The organism is Arthrobacter sp. Soil764 (assembly GCF_001428075.1).
GTDB lineage: Bacteria > Actinomycetota > Actinomycetes > Actinomycetales > Micrococcaceae > Arthrobacter.
Window position 1 is genome coordinate 296,422 of record NZ_LMSI01000022.1, and the last position, 16,355, is coordinate 312,776.

Here is a 16,355-nt window from a genome sequence, read left to right on the forward strand (position 1 = left end):
GGAAACTGGAGGCATGCGCGTTTATCCCACTTTCTTCAGGCTGGCCTTTTCATGGATGGACGCCGAGCGCGCCCACAAGATCGGATTCAGGGGGATCAGGCTCGCGCATGCTTCCGGCGCGGGGAGGGTCCTGCGGAAAATGACGTCGCCTGCGCCGTCGCTCCAGACCACCGCCTTCGGCGTCACTTTTCCCTCACCGTTCGGGCTTGCTGCCGGATTCGACAAGGAAGGGCACGGCATCGAGGCCCTCACCGAGCTTGGGTTCGGGCACATTGAAGTGGGCACCATCACCGGCCAGGCCCAGCCCGGAAACGAGAAGCCGCGGTTGTTCCGACTGGTCCAGGACCGCGCCGTCATCAACAGGATGGGATTCAACAACGACGGCGCCTCCGCCGTTGCGCCGCGGCTGAAGGCAGCGCGCGCCGCGCTACAGCGCCGGTACCCTGCAGTCCGGCCCGTCATCGGAGTCAATATCGGCAAAACCAAGGTGGTGGAGCTGGCCGATGCCGTGGACGACTACCTGGTGAGCGCCCGCAGCCTGGCACCTGCAGCCGATTACTTGGTGGTCAACGTCAGCTCACCCAATACGCCGGGCCTCCGGCTGCTCCAGGACGTTGAGACGCTCCGGCCGCTGCTGACCGCCGTTGGACAGGAAGCCAACCGGGCCGCGGGCCGGCACGTGCCCCTGCTGGTCAAGATCGCCCCGGACCTCAGCGATGAGGATATCGACGACGTCGCGCGCCTTGCCCTGGACCTGAAACTGGACGGCATCATCGCCACCAACACCACCATTGCCCGTTCGGGGCTGTCCTCGACGGCCGAAGAGGTGGCGAAATGCGGGGCCGGCGGCCTCTCCGGCGCTCCGCTGAAGGAGCGTTCCCTTGAGGTGCTGAAGAGGCTCAGGAGCGCCACCGGCGGCGGCCTGACCCTGGTCTCGGTTGGCGGCGTGGAGTCGGCCCGGGACGTGCAGGCAAGGCTCGACGCCGGTGCCACCCTGGTGCAGGGGTATACCGCGTTCCTCTATGAAGGACCGTTCTGGGCCGCGCGGATCAACAAGCAGTTGGCAAAGAACCGTCGCCCCTGAAAACGGCTGTTAAGCAGGCAAGCCCCGGCGGTATACCGCCGGGGCTTGCCTGCTTAAAGTCGGTGCCGGGTTCAGGCAGGGTACTGTCCGCGCTGGACCTGGGGCTTGGGCAGCCGCAGTTTCCGGAACTGCAGGGAGCGCATGGAGCCGTACCAGACCGTGCCCCGCTCCACCTCGCCGAACTTCTCCGCCAGACGCTTGCGGAGCTTGCGGGAGAGGATAAAGACGTCGACGAAGACTGCCAGGAACATGACCCAGAAAGCTCCCAGGACGTAGATCATCATGTCACTGGAGGCCGGGACCACCAGGGAAACCAGCACGAAGACCAGGGCGCCGAACATCAGGTACTCGCCAAGGTTGAAACGGGCGTCCACAAAGTCGCGGGCAAACCGCTTCTGCGGGCCCTTGTCGCGCAGCGGCAGGAATTTCTCGTCGCCGGTGTCCAGGGCGCGGCGCATTTTCAGCCGCTGTTCCTGGACGGCCTGGCGCTCGGCAGCTTTGGACGCCTTACGGTCCTCAGGCACCAGCGGGCGCTTACGGGCAGCTTCCTGGGCCCTCCGGGTGGGGGTAGGCGCACCCTTGCCCACCGCACTGTTCTGCCTCGCTGCTGCTTCCGCTGCCTGCTGGTCTATTGTTTCCTGCGCCGTGGGCGCTTCTTTTCTACGTCCGAACACCTGAACAGAATACCTTGCAGCAGCCGGAGCGCTGCGTGCTACCGCATGTGCCCGGGCGGGCAGCGGAATGTGACGGGGGTAATGTTTTGGCCATGACTTCATCACCCGCGGCCACTCCGCACAGCACCACCGGCACAACAGGACCGGGCCCTGAGGTTACCGGCAGGACGGAAGATCTCCGTTCGGCGGTTGACCGTTCCTTCGACCAGACACTGGCACGGCTCAAGGAGCTCGTCGCCATCCCGGGCATCGCATGGCCCAGTTTCGACCGCACGCCCCTGGAGCGCAGCGCCGAAACAGTCGCGGAGCTCCTCCGGGGCGCCGGGATCGAAGAAGTGCAGGTTCTGTCCGTCAACAAGCCGGACGGCACGCCCGGTGGGCCGGCCGTCGTCGCCCGCCGTCCTGCCGCTGAAGGTCAAGCCACCGTCCTCCTGTATGCGCACCATGACGTCCAGCCTGTGGGTGACGAGGCGCTGTGGGAAACAGAGCCTTTTGCCGCCGTCGAGAAAGACGGCCGCCTCTACGGGCGCGGCGCCGCTGACGACAAAGCCGGCATCATGTCCCACATTGCTGCCTACACCGCTCTTTCGGAGGTCCTTGGCGGCTCCTTGGGACTGGGAATCACCTTCTTCATCGAAGGGGAGGAAGAAGCAGGGTCGCCCACGTTCCGGACATTCCTGGACGCTAACCGCGAGCTGTTGCGGGCGGACGTTATTGTGGTGGCCGATTCCAGCAACTGGAAAGTCGGCGTTCCTGCCCTGACCACAAGCCTGAGGGGCCTGGTGGACGGAACGATTGAGGTGCAGGTCCTTGACCATGCGGTGCATTCCGGGATGTACGGGGGCCCGGTCCTGGATGCACCCACCCTCTTGTCCCGCCTGATTGCCACCCTCCACGACGCCGATGGCAATGTGGCCATCGAGGGCCTGGTGGCCAGCGACACAGTGACGGTCGACATGCCGGAGGCGGACTACCGTGCGGATGCATCCGTGCTCGACGGCGTCCGGCTGGCAGGAACGGGAAGCATCGCATCGCGGCTGTGGACCAAGCCGGCCTTGTCGATCATCGGCTTCGACGCACCGGCCGTGGACGTCGCCTCCAACACCCTCATCCCGCGGGCGCGGGCAAAGTTTAGCCTGCGGCTGGCCCCGGGGCAGGTCCCCGCCGGGGCCATGGAGGCGGTCCGCCGGCACGTGGAGGCCAACGCCCCGTTCGGCGCAAAGGTCGTCTTCACCCCGGGGGAAGCGGGGAACCCGTTCCGGACCGACACCTCCTCCGCAGCGGCAACGGTTGCCATGTGGGCCCTGGGCGAGGCGTGGGGAGTTCCCGCCGTTGAAACGGGGATCGGCGGTTCCATCCCCTTCATTGCCGACCTGACGGACGTGTACCCAGGCGCGCAGATCCTGGTTACCGGCGTCGAGGACCCCGATTCGCGGGCGCACAGCGCCAACGAATCCCTGCACATTGGTGACTTCCGCAACGCCATCCTGGCCGAGGCCCTCATGCTCACGCGGCTGAACAGTGAAGGCCTTACGGCATGCGGGTAGGGCTTCCGCAGCGCGAAGTCCAGGCAGCGGAATGCCAGGGAAGAATCGGCGTGCTTTGACGGTTACGCCAGGAGTTAGAGCTACAGGACTGCCGCGCGTAGCATGTAGCTATAGCCCATACCGTATTTGTAGGGGCAGGCGCCGTTACGGCGACGCCGCCAGACCGTCCTAAGAAGGTAGGCCAATGAGCACCGCAACCAACGAAAACAGCACCGCCGCCACCAGCGTGGCCAGCGACGAACTGCCCGTTCACGAGGTCAACCTGACCGACGTCGCTGCAGGGAAGGTCCGCAGCCTCCTGGAGCAGGAAGGCCGCACCGACCTGCGCCTGCGCGTGGCCGTGCAGCCCGGCGGATGCTCGGGGCTGATTTACCAGCTCTACTTCGACGAACGGCTCCTTGATGGTGACGCTGTCCGCGACTACGACGGTGTCGAGGTTGTCGTCGACAAGATGAGCGTGCCGTACCTGAGCGGCGCCAGCATCGACTTCGAAGACACCATCTCGAAGCAGGGCTTCACCATCGACAATCCGAACGCCGGCGGGTCCTGCGCCTGCGGCGATTCATTCCACTAAGCCGGTTATTTCGCCTGATGTCCGCGCCGGGCTTCCTGCCGTCCAAAACGGCACGGGGGCTCGGCGCCGACATGTGGGCGAAACGCCCGGCGGAGCGGTAAGCTCTACACCGAGTAGTAAAACTTTTTTGTGCCCGGAGCGCCGATGGCTGCCCGGACAACAGCAACAAGTAGGAAGGGCCGTCTGTGAGTTCGCAGAACCGAACCGGCAGCCGACGCAAAACGATCACCACGATCTCAAGCTTGGCAATTGCCGGCGCGTTGGCTTTGACCGGATGTTCGCCAGAGGTAGAGAAAGGGTGGATGCCCACTGAACGTGGCACCACCAGCAACACCGACCGCATCATGGACCTCTGGGTCAACTCATGGATTGCTGCGCTCGTGGTGGGCACCATTACGTGGGGTCTGATCATCTGGTGCCTGATCGCCTACCGCCGCCGCAAGGGAACGGTTGGCTTCCCCCGCCAGACCAGCTTCAACCTTCCGCTGGAAGTCTTCTACCTCACCATCCCGATCTTCATGGTCCTGGTGTTCTTCTACTTCACTGACCGCGACCAGCAGGCGATCGATGACCGCTCCCAGCCGGCCGACGTCGTTGTTGACGTCCGCGGCAAGCAGTGGGCCTGGGACTTCAACTACAAGTCCGGCGACGTGATCCAGGAAGACGTCCACGAGGCCGGGGTCCAGGCCCATCTCACCGGCAACACCATTGACAAGGAACAGCTCCCCACCCTGTACCTGCCGGTTAACAAGTCCGTTGACCTTGAACTCAACGCCCGCGATGTCATCCACTCCTTCTGGGTTCCCGCCTTCCTTCAGAAGCGCGACATGATCCCCGGCAAGACCAACTACATCCGGTTCACCCCCACTAAAGAGGGCACCTACGACGGCAAGTGTGCCGAACTCTGCGGCGAGTACCACTCCGAAATGCTGTTCCGCGTCAAGGTGGTGTCGGAATCCGAATTCCAGGCCCACATGGACCAGCTCAAGGCTGAAGGCAACACCGGCCTGCTCGGTGTGGAGTACGACCGCAACCCGAACCTGAACGAAACCAAGTAAGGGGAGCGACGTGGCTACGTACACCCAATCCGCACCCACGGGGGTCCTGACGGCTCCCGTGGTACCAAAATCCAAGGGGCGCATCGTCGTCAACTGGATCACCTCCACCGACCACAAGACCATCGGGTACATGTACCTGATCGCGTCCTTCGTGTTCTTCTGCCTAGGCGGCGTCATGGCGCTGCTGATCCGCGCCGAGCTGTTCGAACCCGGCATGCAGATCCTGCAGACCAAGGAACAGTACAACCAGCTGTTCACCATGCACGGCACCGTCATGCTGCTGATGTTCGCCACGCCGCTGTTCGCCGGGTTCGCCAACGTCATCATGCCGCTGCAGATCGGCGCCCCTGACGTGGCGTTCCCCCGCCTCAACGCGCTGGCTTTCTGGTTCTTCCTGTTCGGCTCCACCATCGCGGTGTCCGGGTTCATCACCCCGCAGGGCGCTGCCTCGTTCGGCTGGTTCGCCTACGCGCCGCTGTCCAACACCACCTTCACCCCCGGCATCGGTGGTGACCTGTGGGTCTTCGGCCTGGCGCTGTCCGGCTTCGGCACCATCCTCGGTGCGGTCAACTTCATCACCACGATCATCTGCATGCGCGCCCCGGGCATGACCATGTGGCGGATGCCCATCTTCACCTGGAACACCCTGATCACCGCCATCCTGGTGCTGATGGCGTTCCCGCCGCTGGCCGCTGCCCTGTTCGCGCTGGGTGCGGACCGCAAGTTCGGTGCCCACATCTTCGATCCGGAGAACGGCGGCGCCGTCCTCTGGCAGCACCTGTTCTGGTTCTTCGGCCACCCCGAGGTGTACATCATCGCGCTGCCGTTCTTCGGCATCGTGTCCGAGATCTTCCCGGTCTTCAGCCGCAAGCCGATCTTCGGCTACAAGGGCCTGGTCTACGCCACCATCGCCATTGCAGCCCTCTCGGTGACGGTGTGGGCGCACCACATGTACGTCACGGGCGCCGTCCTGCTGCCGTTCTTCTCGTTCATGACCATGCTCATCGCGGTGCCCACCGGCGTGAAGTTCTTCAACTGGATCGGCACCATGTGGCGGGGCTCGCTGACGTTCGAGACGCCCATGCTGTGGAGCATCGGCTTCATGATCACCTTCCTCTTCGGCGGCCTGACCGGCATCATCCTGGCCTCCCCGCCGCTGGACTTCCACGTCTCGGACTCCTACTTCGTGGTGGCCCACTTCCACTACGTGGTGTTCGGCACCGTGGTGTTCGCCATGTTCGCCGGGTTCTACTTCTGGTGGCCCAAGTGGACCGGCAAGATGCTTAACGAACGACTGGGCAAGATCCACTTCTGGCTCCTGTTCCTCGGTTTCCACGGCACCTTCCTGATCCAGCACTGGCTCGGCGTCGAGGGCATGCCCCGCCGCTACGCCGACTACCTGGTGGAGGACAACTTCACCTGGATGAACCAGTTCTCCACCGTGGCGTCGTTCGTCCTTGGTGCGTCCCTGATCCCGTTCTTCTGGAACGTCTACATCACCTGGCGCAATGCTGAGAAGGTCCAGGTTGATGATCCGTGGGGCTTTGGTGCTTCGCTGGAGTGGGCCACGTCCTGCCCGCCGCCGCGCCACAACTTCACGTCCCTGCCCCGGATCCGTTCGGAGCGTCCCGCCCTGGACCTGCACCACCCGGAACTGCGCCAGGTCCACACCGTTGAGTCGCCGGCACCCGCAGCATCGGTTCTCGGCAACGCCGACCAGAAGGACACCGCACAGTGAAAATCGAATCCTGGATCTTTGGCTCTGGAGTCTTCTTCTTCGTCCCTATCGCTGTGGTCTACGGTTTCCTGACCAACTGGGGTGAGTGGGTCGGCATCCTCGGCATCCTGCTCGTCGGTGGCCTCGCCGGCATGATCGGGGCTTACCTCGGTTTCACCGGCAAGCGGGTGGGCCTCCGTCCCGAGGACCGCAGCGACGCTGAAATCCACGAAGGTGCCGGCGAGCAGGGGCACTTCAGCCCCTGGAGCTGGTGGCCGCTGGTCCTGGGCATCGCCTGCGCCACCGGCTTCCTGGGCCTGGCAGTAGGTGCCTGGATCATCTTCATCGCCGGCGGCCTCGCCATCGTGGCCCTCGTTGGCTGGGTCTACGAGTACAGCCGCGGCGACCACGCACACTAGGTAAGCAAGAGAATAACGACGTCGGGCCCCACCAATCTGGTGGGGCCCGACGTCGTTATATGCCGTCCCAGGCCTTCTAGGCGGCCCCCTGCGACTCCAAGAGTTCGCGAAGCTGCCGGAGGGCCTCCTCAGCCTTCTCCCGCCCCAGGGCGCCTTCCAGCTCCACCTCCTTGATGGAAAGCTCCACTTCACATCCCTGTGGGAAGTCAGCTGCCATCACCTGAAGCAGCGAACGTGCATCCACCCTGCCGGCGCCGGCCTTGCTGATGGTGACCGCAAGGCCCGTGTCGGTGACGGCCCGGACGAATACCGCGGCAGATCGTGCATGCAGGCCCACCGGCGCTGCCACCACGGCCTTCATTGTTGGCAAAGGGACTCCTTTTCAAAAGACGGCCCCCTCCGTCAAAGTACGAATTTCCAGACCAAATATAGCTGGAGGCCCGGCTGCTTCGCGAAAGGCTGCGGCGGTGAGGCAACTGGTCTAGACCGAACTAAAATTGAGGGGACACTCAACGGCAGGAGAACGATCATGGCAGCTGGCGCCGCCGCAATCACGGGGGAAATAGACCGCACCAGCGGAACGGCCATTTACGTCCAGCTTCGAGAAATCCTTCGTTCCTACATCGCACAGTCATGTCCGCCGGGCTCAGCCCTGCCATCGGAACGGGACCTGGCGGAGCGTTTTGGGCTGGCTCGAATGACCGTACGGCAGGCAATTGATGCCTTGGTGGGGGAGGAGGTCATCGAACGGGTGGTGGGCCTGGGGACATTCGTCCGCCGTCCAAAGCTTGACCTGCAGGTCAAGCTCACGTCCTACAGCGAGGAGATGCAGCGGCGCGGCATGGTTCCGGCCGCGAAGGTGCTCAGTTTCGAACAAATTGGCGCCAGCGCCTTCCTGGCCCGCGAGCTGCAGCTGGATGAGGGCACACCGCTGGTCCGCTTCCGCCGGCTGCTCCTCGCCGACGGGGAGCCCATGAGCGTGGACGAGAACTTCATCCCGGCGCATCGCGTTCCGGGCCTGCTCGACGGCGAACCGCCCACGTCGCTGTACAACGTCCTCAGCGAGCAGTACGGGCTGGTTATGGAGTGGGGCGAGGACATGATCGAGGCGACTGCGGCCTCACCCTCCACGGCCCGCCTGCTCAACGTTGAGGTGGGGGCGCCTTTGCTGAAGATCCAGCGGCACGCGTTTGTAGCCAGGGCAATGGTCGACTACTCGGTGTCCTACTACAGGGCAGACCGGTATAAGCTCTGGGTGCCGCTGCAGCGGCCGGGAGCCAGGCGGGCGCGCAACCACTAACCTGATCCGTCCACGGGCCGCTCCTCCACCGGCCACCAGGCGCACAGGTCCCTTTTTCGGGGAGTTGGGCTGAGCAATGGCGCAGAAACAGAAAAGGCCCGATCCATATGGATCGGGCCTTTCCCATTGCTCGAACTGGAGCCTAGTGCGTCAGGCTCCTGCTGCCTTCTGCCGCTTCAACAGCCTCGTGGCCGTGGCCATGTGCTGCCTCAAGCTCAGCAGGCGTAGCGGGAGCTACGCGGTCCTCAAAGAACCAGCGGGAGAGGAACGCGCGGCGCTTTTCCTTGCGGGTGACGACACCGTGCTCGTTGGGTACGGCCGGGAGGACCTGGGGCGACTCAAAGCCAACCAGCTTGTAGCGCTTGTACTCGTCAAGTGGAGCGTGCACCTCGATGAACTCGCCATGCGGGAGCCGCACGATGCGGCCCGTCTCACGGCCGTGAAGGGCAATTTCACGGTCCTTGCGCTGCAGCGCAAGGGCGACGCGCTTGGTCACGACGAACGCGATGACCGGGCCGATGAAGAACAGTGCGCGCAGCCAGTAGGTGACGTCATTCAGCGACACACCAAAGTGTGTTGCGATGAGGTCGGAACCGGCAGCGGCCCACATGACGCAGTACCAGACGAAGCCTGCCATGCCGATGGCGGTACGGGTGGGGGCGTTCCGGGGACGGTCCAGGACGTGGTGTTCACGGTCGTCCTTGGTGACCCAGCGCTCGATCCACGGGTACATGAACATGACGGTGAACAGGATTCCGGCCGGTACCAGGGCCGGCAGCAGGACGTTGAACGTGAAGACGTGTCCGAAGAACACCTGCTCAACGTGCCAGTCGCCGAAAGTACCCGGCATCAGACGCAGCGCGCCGTCAACAAAGCCGATGTACCAGTCAGGCTGGGTGCCTGCGGACACGGGGGAGGGGTCGTACGGGCCGTAGTTCCAGATCGGGTTGATGGTGAAGAATGCCGCCATCAAAGCGATCACACCGAACACGATGAAGAAGAATCCGCCGGCCTTGGCTGCGTAAACAGGACCGAGGGGGTAACCGACCACATTGTTGTCGTTGCGGCCGGGGCCGGGGTACTGGGTGTGCTTGTGGACGACAACCATGAACAGGTGCACCACGATCATCAGCAGGATCAGCGCCGGCACCAGCAGGATGTGCAGCATGTAGAGGCGGCTGATGATGGCCGTACCGGGGAACTCGCCACCGAACAGGAAGAACGAGATGTAGGTTCCGATAACCGGGATGGACTTGATGACGCCGTCGATGATGCGCAGGCCGTTACCGGACAGCAGGTCGTCGGGGAGCGAGTAGCCTGTGAAGCCGGCAGCCATGGCCAGGATGAGCAGGACACCGCCCACAACCCAGTTCATCTCACGCGGACGCCGGAATGCACCGGTGAAGAACACCCTCAGCATGTGGACAGCGATCGATGCCACGAACAGCAGTGCTGCCCAGTGGTGCACCTGGCGCATGAAAAGTCCGCCGCGGATGTCGAAGGAGATGTTCAGCGATGAGCTGTACGCCACCGACATCTCCACGCCCTTCAAGGGGACGTAGCCGCCATCGTAGTGGGTCTCCGCCATTGAAGGATCGAAGAAGAAGGTCAGGAAGGTTCCCGACAGAAGCAGGATGACGAAGGAGTACAGCGCCACTTCACCGAACATGAACGACCAGTGGTCCGGGAAGACCTTTCGGCCGAACTCGCGGAGGATCCCGGAGCCGCCGACGCGTGCGTCGACGAAGTCGGTGATCCGTCCTGTCTTGGTTTTGGCGACGAAAGCCGGCTCAGCTGTTGATGCTGCGCTCATGCGAATCACGCTCCCAGTAACTTGGTCCTACGGGTTCATGGAAGTCGCTGGTAGCGACCAGGTAGCCCTCGTCGTCAACTGCGATGGGCAGCTGGGGGAGAGGACGGCTGGCGGGGCCGAAGATCACCTTGCACTCTTGAGTGAGGTCAAAGGTGGACTGGTGGCACGGGCACAGCAGGTGGTGCGTCTGCTGCTCGTACAAAGCAACGGGGCAACCAACGTGGGTGCAGATCTTCGAGTAGGCAACGATGCCGTTGTAGCCCCACTCTTCGCGGCCCGCGGACGGGTTCAGCGAGGCGGGATCAAGGCGCATGAGCAGCACAACGGACTTTGCCTTTTCGTTGAGCTTGCCTTCCTCGAGTTCGTTCAGGCCTTCCGGGATGACGTGGAAGGCAGAACCGATGGTGACGTCCGAGGCCTTGATGGGGGTTCCGTCAGGGTCACGGGTCAGGCGCTTGCGCTTTCCGTCCTGGGGCGCCCACATGGTGTGTGCGAGCTTGTCGTCCGGACGGGGTCCGAGGTCACCAAAGATGGCGACGGCGGGAAGCGGGGCAAGCGCCACAGCACCGAGCAGGGTGTTGCGGATCAGCGGCCGGCGCTTGATGCCGGTCTCTTCCACGATGTCATCGACGATGCGGACAGCGGCCTGGCGGTCCTCTTCGTAGCGGATCGCGTGGCGTTCTTCGGAGACTTCGTGGTCGGGCATCAGGGCCTTGGCCCAGTGCACGATGCCGGTACCGATACCCAGCATGGCGAAGGCAGTGCCTACGCCGAGCAGGGCGTTCTGGAGCCGGATGGTGGCGATGCTGGAGTCATCACCCAGATCAATGGCGAAGTACGCCACCAGGAAGATCAGGGTTCCAACAACAGAAATGCCAAATAGTAAGGCGACCTGCCGTTCTGCCCGCTTTGCGGCCTTCGGGTCCGTGTCAGCCAGGCGCAAACGATGCGGGGGAATTCCAGGATCCTGGAACTTCTCCACCTCATTCTGACCAGCCGTAGCTACGGTGCCCGAGTGGTTCGGACTGCCGTCACTATGGTTGCCCATAATTCGCCTCATCCTTCTCTCGTCCCGGCGTTTGCCGGGTTAGTTTCTAATTTCAAGCTGCTGACTGGGCAGCAGAAGTTGTGTGTTTCCCGCGGGAAGTCAGGACGTCCTGGAGGTCAGCCAGATGGTGAAGGCGATGATGACGCCCAGGCCGGCAACCCATACGAACAGGCCTTCAGCAACGGGGCCGAGGGAGCCGAGGTCGGCACCGCCAGGAGAACCGGTGGTTTCGATCTGCTTCAGGAAGGTGATGATGTCCTTCTTGCCCTCGGGGGTGATGTTGGCGTCGTTGAACACGGGCATGTTCTGCGGGCCCGTGGCCATGGCCTCGTAGATGTGCTTGCCGGATACGTCAGCCAGGGCCGGTGCGAACTTGCCCCGGGTCAGTGCGCCACCGGCAGCGGCGGCGTTGTGGCACATGGCGCAGTTGGTCCGGAACAGCTCGCCACCGGCAGCAGCGTCGCCGCCACCGTTTGTCAGGTCCTCTTCAGGAATCGCCGGGCCCGCTCCAAGGGAAGCGACGTAGGCTGCAAGCTGATGGGTCTGTTCATCGTTAAACTGGACCGGCTTCTTCAGGGCCTGGGGGCCGTTCATCTGCATCGGCATGCGGCCGGTGCCCACCTGGAAGTCGACAGCAGCGGCACCGACACCAACCAACGAGGGGCCGTCCTTGGACCCACTGGCACCCATGCCGTGGCAGGTGGCGCAGTTGGCCGCGAAGAGCTTGCCGCCCTCTTCCGCGTCATTAGCGCTGAACGTGGTGGTGGAAGCTTTGGCCTCGTTGACGGTGGTTGCCACGGCGTACAGCCCACCAGTGAGGAGGAGCCCCATCAGAAGCAGCGCTATGGCTGCAAGTGGGTGACGCCGCTTTTGTGAGAGTGCCTTCACGTGGTGGTTCCTTTATTCGATCCTGCGCCGGCTCCGGGAGCCGCTACCTGAAATTCTGCCTCTTGTAGAAAAAGAATCAAAGCTGGCTACTTGAGTACGTAGATGACCAGGAAGAGGCCGATCCACACGACGTCAACGAAGTGCCAGTAGTAAGAGGTGACGATCGCGGACGTTGCTTCAAAGTGTCCGAACTTCTTCGCCGCAAAGGACCGGCCCATGATGAGCAGGAAGGCGATCAGGCCGCCGATGACGTGGAGGCCGTGGAAGCCGGTGGTCATGTAGAAGGCAGAGCCGTAGGCGTTGGAGGAGAGCGAGACATGCTCGGAAACCAGCATCGCGTATTCGGTGGTCTGGCCGGCAACGAAGAACGCACCCATGATGAACGTCAGGGTGAACCATTCGTTCATTCCCCAACGGGCGAACGAAAGGGCACCCCCGGTACGCCGGGGCTGCAGGCGTTCTGCAGCGAAGACGCCCATCTGGCAAGTAAAGGAACTGGCCACAAGGACGATCGTGTTGACGAGCGCAAAGGGGAAGTTGAGCTTGGCTGTCTCTTCGGCCCACATCTCACCACTCGTGGAGCGGAGCGTGAAGTACATGGCGAAAAGACCGGCGAAGAACATCAACTCGCTGGACAGCCACACAACGGTTCCGACAGAAACCATGTTGGGGCGGTTCAGCGTGGGGTGCGCCGGGGTACTGGGGGCATGGGTCGCAGATGTCACATAGACATTATGTCTGTAAAAGTCCGTGCTGCCCAACGCAAACCGCCTTTTCGGAGGACTTTTTCTACAAAGACGCGAAATTGCCCGGAAAAGTTCCGGCAGCCGTTCACATTGGTCAGCCCCTGCCATCGGTCGATAGCATCAGCAGGTGACTTCACAGGCAACTGCAGCGTCCGGCAACACCTGGCCCCGGCTGATTTCGGCACTGATTAGAGGCAATGACCTCACGGCGGAGAACACGTCCTGGGCCATGGATACCATCATGTCCGGCGAAGCCACGCCCGCCCAGATCGCCGGATTCCTGGTGGCCCTCAGCGCCAAGGGTGAAACCGTGGATGAGCTTTCCGGCCTGGTCGAGGCAATGCTTGCCCATGCCAATCCGGTGGAAATTTCCGGGGAGAAACTGGACATCGTCGGCACCGGAGGTGATCAACTTAACACCGTCAATATCTCCACCATGGCCGCCCTTGTCGCTGCCGGCGCCGGCGCGAAGGTGGTGAAGCACGGCAACCGGGCCGCGTCGTCGTCGTCCGGGTCCGCGGACGTGCTCGAATCGCTGGGCGTCCGTCTTGACTTGTCCATAGGCCAGGTGGCCCGGAACGCCGAACAGGCGGGCATCACGTTCTGCTTTGCTCAGGTGTTCCACCCGTCATTCCGCCACACCGCTGTGCCCCGCCGCGAACTGGCCATCCCCACGGCATTCAATTTCCTGGGTCCGCTCACCAACCCTGCCAACGTGCAGGCGTCTGCCGTGGGCGTCGCCAATGCGCGGATGGCACCGCTGGTCGCAGGAGTCCTGGCGCGGCGGGGGAGCAGGGGACTGGTCTTCCGTGGCAATGACGGCCTGGATGAACTGACTACTACGGGTCCTTCCACCGTTTGGGAGATCCGTGACGGTGCCGTTAATGAGTTGCTGTTCTCCCCGCAGGACCTTGGCATCAGCCTGGCTACGGTCGAACAGCTTCGCGGTGGTGATGCAGCGGCGAACGCAGGCGTGGTCCGTGACGTGCTGGCCGGCAAGGAGGGCCCGGCCCGCGACGCAGTCCTGGTTAATGCAGCGGCCGGTCTGGTTGCCTTCGATCTTGAAGCAGAGGGCCCGTTCCTGGCGCGGATGCAAAGGGCCTTCGCGCGGGCGGCCCAATCAATCGACTCCGGTGCCGCCGCCGCCGTCCTGGACCGTTGGGTCTCCCTGTCCCGCGCCTGAGGCCGGGCGCGAGTTACTGCTCGAAACCCAGGGAAAAGGCTGCGTCCAGGTCGTGCTGTGAGTATGCGCGGAATGCGATGTGGGTGGTTGTGTGGACGACGGCGGGAACTTTGGAGAGCCGGTCTGCGATGACGTCCGCCAGGTCCTCGTGCCGGTGTACCCGCGCAACCGCAATCAAATCCCACTCTCCGGTGACGGAGTAGACCTCGCTGATGCCTTCGATGGCGGAGATTTCCTCCGCGGTCTCGGGTATGCGGGCGGCGTCAGTCTTGATCAGAACAAATGCGGTAACCACGTTTGTACCCCTTCAATCAGTTCCGCCGCAGCATGGCACGGCAGGTTTGTCTCTCCTGCCAGCCTATTACACAGGGGTCCCTTTCCCGGCAGCCGCCTGCCCGTTGGCCCTCCGTTACCGGCTGCGGAGCCGGACGGCGACGGCCAGCAGGAGCCGGTAGCCCACGAGGAAAACGGCCAGGGCCAGTGTGGCCACGATGACGAAGGGAAGGACTACCGTCTGCGCGGTAAGTGCCCGGAGGAGCATGCCGACGATCAGGCTGCCAAGCCATACGGGAACTCCGGCATGGAGGACCGACAAGGGCCAGCGCCAGGCCCGGGAAGCGGCCCACCCCGCTGCTGCCCCTGCAAGGAAGGGCCAGGCAGTCAGCAGCACACCCAGGATGGGCTCCTCGCGGTGATGCGCGTCGCGGCCTATTGCGGCGAAGGCGAGAATCAGCACAGCATCGGCCACTGCGGCTGCCAGCACCGTCTTTCCGGAAGCCGTTGCCGCCGCCTTCGTTTTCAAGGAACTCATGGTTTCGAGCTTAGCCGCCCGGGGACTTGGCCTGGCGCGGCTCAATAGGTACAAGGTGTGGGGGAGTGGTCGTCCTGGTCCTAAGGAGTCCGTGCTGCGATGCTTTGATGAGGTGAACGATGGAATGGGCAGGAGCTGTTTCACAGGACTTCCCCGTGGCGGTTACATAGGCAGTAGGGTCTCAGCAGGAAGCTGGGGTCAGCCCAGCCATATAGGAGGCGCAGTGAACAAGGCCTTGTGGATTTGCAGCCTGCTTGGTGCTGCCTTGGGGATCAGCTTGGGGCTCGCACTGTTCCATACGCCGTTTTGGGGCCTCGCGCTGGGACTTGGCATCGGTGCCGTGGTCGGGGCGTCAATGCAGCGGCGCCACTAGCCGGAAGCTGGGCTGAATAGCCAAAGCAGGGGCGCTGATATGTACTACTGGTAACGGTGCATATTCGATTCGGAACTATTCAGCGTCGGTCGACGGAAAGCGCTCCGGATGCTTAGGATCCCGTCCTTTTACGCGCCAGTATTCGTCCCGCTGCCATAGCGAGAATCTGGTGACTTGGACGCAGAATACGACGGCGGCGATGCCGAAGAGAATGCTCCGAGTCCAGAACCACGGCTCCGAATCGACACCAACGAGACTTAGGACGGTGGAGATCAGCATGATGATCGTTACTGGAAGGAACCAGCGGAGGATGCGTTGAAGCCTCCGCTGCAGTTCTTCCTTTGTTGCCACCTTTGCCTCCATTAGTCGGGCTGCCTTCGGAGAGGCCCGGCCCCGTTCCCGATTCGAAGGTCTCCAAGGAGCGCTTATCGACCCATCCCGATGGTGTCAGTCATTATCCGCGTCGCCTGGATTCTTGGGTAGCGGGACCAGGGTTCGGCAGCCGCTGCGGAGTGTTTCTGGGTGACTTGGTAGCTGTAGCCGAGCATTTCGGCCACGAGCGGGGCTGGCACTTCCTTCACGAGGGCGCGGAGAGATGCATTGCGTGCGCCCAAGAGGTCGATGCCGATTTCCCGGAGACGTTCCATGAGCGTGTTGGGGTGGATGTGTTGCCCGGGTCGGTATCCGGGGAACAGCCATTCGCTGCCGGAGCTGCTGCCGGTCCGCATGTTGGGGCGTGCGGCCAGGTGTTCTGTGAGCAGTGAGGCGAACGGTTCGGGCACGGGCGCTGGATCTCCTTCCGCGAGTGACAGATGCGGGCGGATCAAAGGGCCCTTTCCGGCCTGATGCAGTCCAACTCTTGAGGACTGCATGGTGGACTCAAGAGTCGGCCCCAGTCGACCATTCTCACAGTGTTTGCGCAGGTCACAGGCATTTTTCTGCTTCAAGCGAGGCCATGCCGGTGGCAATGAGCGGAGGGAGGAGCGATCGTGCATCAGATGCAATAATCACGATTCTACTGGCATCCCTGCGGATTCAGAGTGGACGTATTCCTAGACTGCAGCGACGAGTGGGCGCATGAGTTAGATCCAGGCGGGGACGGCCCGATAGAACAACGTTT

The 16,355-nt window shown here is 63.0% G+C and carries 18 protein-coding genes; 8 read left to right on the forward strand and 10 right to left on the reverse strand.

Features of this window, described 5'->3' with window-relative positions:
- Positions 1-13: 13 nt before the first annotated feature.
- Positions 14-1,084: a quinone-dependent dihydroorotate dehydrogenase gene (locus ASG86_RS16660; RefSeq protein ID WP_056336777.1), complete on the forward strand. Its 1,071-nt coding sequence runs from the start codon at positions 14-16 to the stop codon at positions 1,082-1,084.
- A gap of 71 nt (positions 1,085-1,155) precedes the next feature.
- On the opposite strand, the gene ASG86_RS16665 is transcribed toward ASG86_RS16660, so the two are convergent.
- Positions 1,156-1,758 (reverse strand): DUF3043 domain-containing protein, encoded by a 603-nt coding sequence (locus ASG86_RS16665; RefSeq protein WP_056336780.1) that lies wholly within the window; start codon positions 1,756-1,758, stop codon positions 1,156-1,158.
- 92 nt (positions 1,759-1,850) lie between these two features.
- Between ASG86_RS16665 and ASG86_RS16670 the strand changes: the two genes are divergently transcribed.
- The 5 genes from ASG86_RS16670 (at position 1,851) to ASG86_RS16690 (ending at position 7,073) form a co-directional block, all read left to right on the forward strand.
- Positions 1,851-3,305, forward strand: a complete 1,455-nt coding sequence (locus ASG86_RS16670) for a dipeptidase (RefSeq protein WP_056336783.1) — start codon at positions 1,851-1,853, stop codon at positions 3,303-3,305.
- A 184-nt stretch (positions 3,306-3,489) separates the two neighbouring features.
- Complete coding sequence (locus ASG86_RS16675; protein WP_056336786.1) at positions 3,490-3,879, forward strand: HesB/IscA family protein; 390 nt, start codon at positions 3,490-3,492, stop codon at positions 3,877-3,879.
- Positions 3,880-4,064: 185 nt separating this feature from the next.
- On the forward strand, positions 4,065-4,937 hold the full coding sequence (gene ctaC, locus ASG86_RS16680; RefSeq protein WP_056336789.1) for an aa3-type cytochrome oxidase subunit II: 873 nt from the start codon (positions 4,065-4,067) through the stop codon (positions 4,935-4,937).
- A gap of 10 nt (positions 4,938-4,947) precedes the next feature.
- Positions 4,948-6,675 carry an aa3-type cytochrome oxidase subunit I gene (gene ctaD, locus ASG86_RS16685; RefSeq protein ID WP_056336792.1) on the forward strand — a complete coding sequence of 576 codons (1,728 nt, stop codon included), beginning with the start codon at positions 4,948-4,950 and terminating at the stop codon, positions 6,673-6,675.
- Complete coding sequence (locus ASG86_RS16690; RefSeq protein WP_056336795.1) at positions 6,672-7,073, forward strand: cytochrome c oxidase subunit 4; 402 nt, start codon at positions 6,672-6,674, stop codon at positions 7,071-7,073. Before ctaD ends, ASG86_RS16690 begins: the two co-directional genes overlap by 4 nt.
- Before the next feature lie 76 nt (positions 7,074-7,149).
- On the opposite strand, the gene ASG86_RS16695 is transcribed toward ASG86_RS16690, so the two are convergent.
- Positions 7,150-7,443, reverse strand: coding sequence for an HPr family phosphocarrier protein (locus ASG86_RS16695; protein ID WP_056336800.1), 294 nt, complete (start codon positions 7,441-7,443; stop codon positions 7,150-7,152).
- A 159-nt stretch (positions 7,444-7,602) separates the two neighbouring features.
- On the opposite strand from ASG86_RS16695, the gene ASG86_RS16700 reads away from it, so the two are divergent.
- Positions 7,603-8,373, forward strand: a complete 771-nt coding sequence (locus tag ASG86_RS16700; protein WP_056336804.1) for a GntR family transcriptional regulator — start codon at positions 7,603-7,605, stop codon at positions 8,371-8,373.
- Between the two features lie 142 nt (positions 8,374-8,515).
- Here ASG86_RS16700 and qcrB read toward each other — a convergent pair whose 3' ends face one another.
- From qcrB to ctaE, 4 genes are all read right to left on the reverse strand, one after another.
- A complete protein-coding gene (gene qcrB / locus ASG86_RS16705) occupies positions 8,516-10,186 on the reverse strand; it encodes a cytochrome bc1 complex cytochrome b subunit (protein ID WP_056336807.1) in 1,671 nt (556 codons plus the stop codon).
- The gene (qcrA, locus tag ASG86_RS16710) at positions 10,164-11,234 is read right to left on the reverse strand and encodes a cytochrome bc1 complex Rieske iron-sulfur subunit (protein WP_056336810.1); all 1,071 of its coding nucleotides are present in this window, start codon (positions 11,232-11,234) and stop codon (positions 10,164-10,166) included. The genes qcrB and qcrA overlap by 23 nt, the downstream gene beginning before the upstream one ends.
- A gap of 99 nt (positions 11,235-11,333) precedes the next feature.
- A complete protein-coding gene (qcrC, locus tag ASG86_RS16715; RefSeq protein WP_056336813.1) occupies positions 11,334-12,122 on the reverse strand; it encodes a cytochrome bc1 complex diheme cytochrome c subunit in 789 nt (262 codons plus the stop codon).
- A gap of 86 nt (positions 12,123-12,208) precedes the next feature.
- Entirely contained in the window at positions 12,209-12,847 is a 639-nt protein-coding gene (gene ctaE, locus ASG86_RS16720; RefSeq protein WP_200831397.1) for an aa3-type cytochrome oxidase subunit III, read from the reverse strand.
- Positions 12,848-12,995: 148 nt separating this feature from the next.
- Between ctaE and trpD the strand changes: the two genes are divergently transcribed.
- Positions 12,996-14,051 carry an anthranilate phosphoribosyltransferase gene (gene trpD / locus ASG86_RS16725; RefSeq protein WP_056336815.1) on the forward strand — a complete coding sequence of 352 codons (1,056 nt, stop codon included), beginning with the start codon at positions 12,996-12,998 and terminating at the stop codon, positions 14,049-14,051.
- Positions 14,052-14,064: 13 nt separating this feature from the next.
- Here trpD and ASG86_RS16730 read toward each other — a convergent pair whose 3' ends face one another.
- From ASG86_RS16730 to ASG86_RS16745, 4 genes are all read right to left on the reverse strand, one after another.
- Positions 14,065-14,346: an Lrp/AsnC family transcriptional regulator gene (locus tag ASG86_RS16730; protein ID WP_043456257.1), complete on the reverse strand. Its 282-nt coding sequence runs from the start codon at positions 14,344-14,346 to the stop codon at positions 14,065-14,067.
- 114 nt (positions 14,347-14,460) lie between these two features.
- Positions 14,461-14,862, reverse strand: a complete 402-nt coding sequence (locus ASG86_RS16735; RefSeq protein WP_056336819.1) for a DUF3054 domain-containing protein — start codon at positions 14,860-14,862, stop codon at positions 14,461-14,463.
- Positions 14,863-15,310: 448 nt separating this feature from the next.
- The gene (locus tag ASG86_RS16740) at positions 15,311-15,586 is read right to left on the reverse strand and encodes a hypothetical protein (RefSeq protein ID WP_056336924.1); all 276 of its coding nucleotides are present in this window, start codon (positions 15,584-15,586) and stop codon (positions 15,311-15,313) included.
- Between the two features lie 74 nt (positions 15,587-15,660).
- Entirely contained in the window at positions 15,661-16,017 is a 357-nt protein-coding gene (locus ASG86_RS16745; protein WP_235565213.1) for a hypothetical protein, read from the reverse strand.
- Positions 16,018-16,355: the final 338 nt, after the last annotated feature.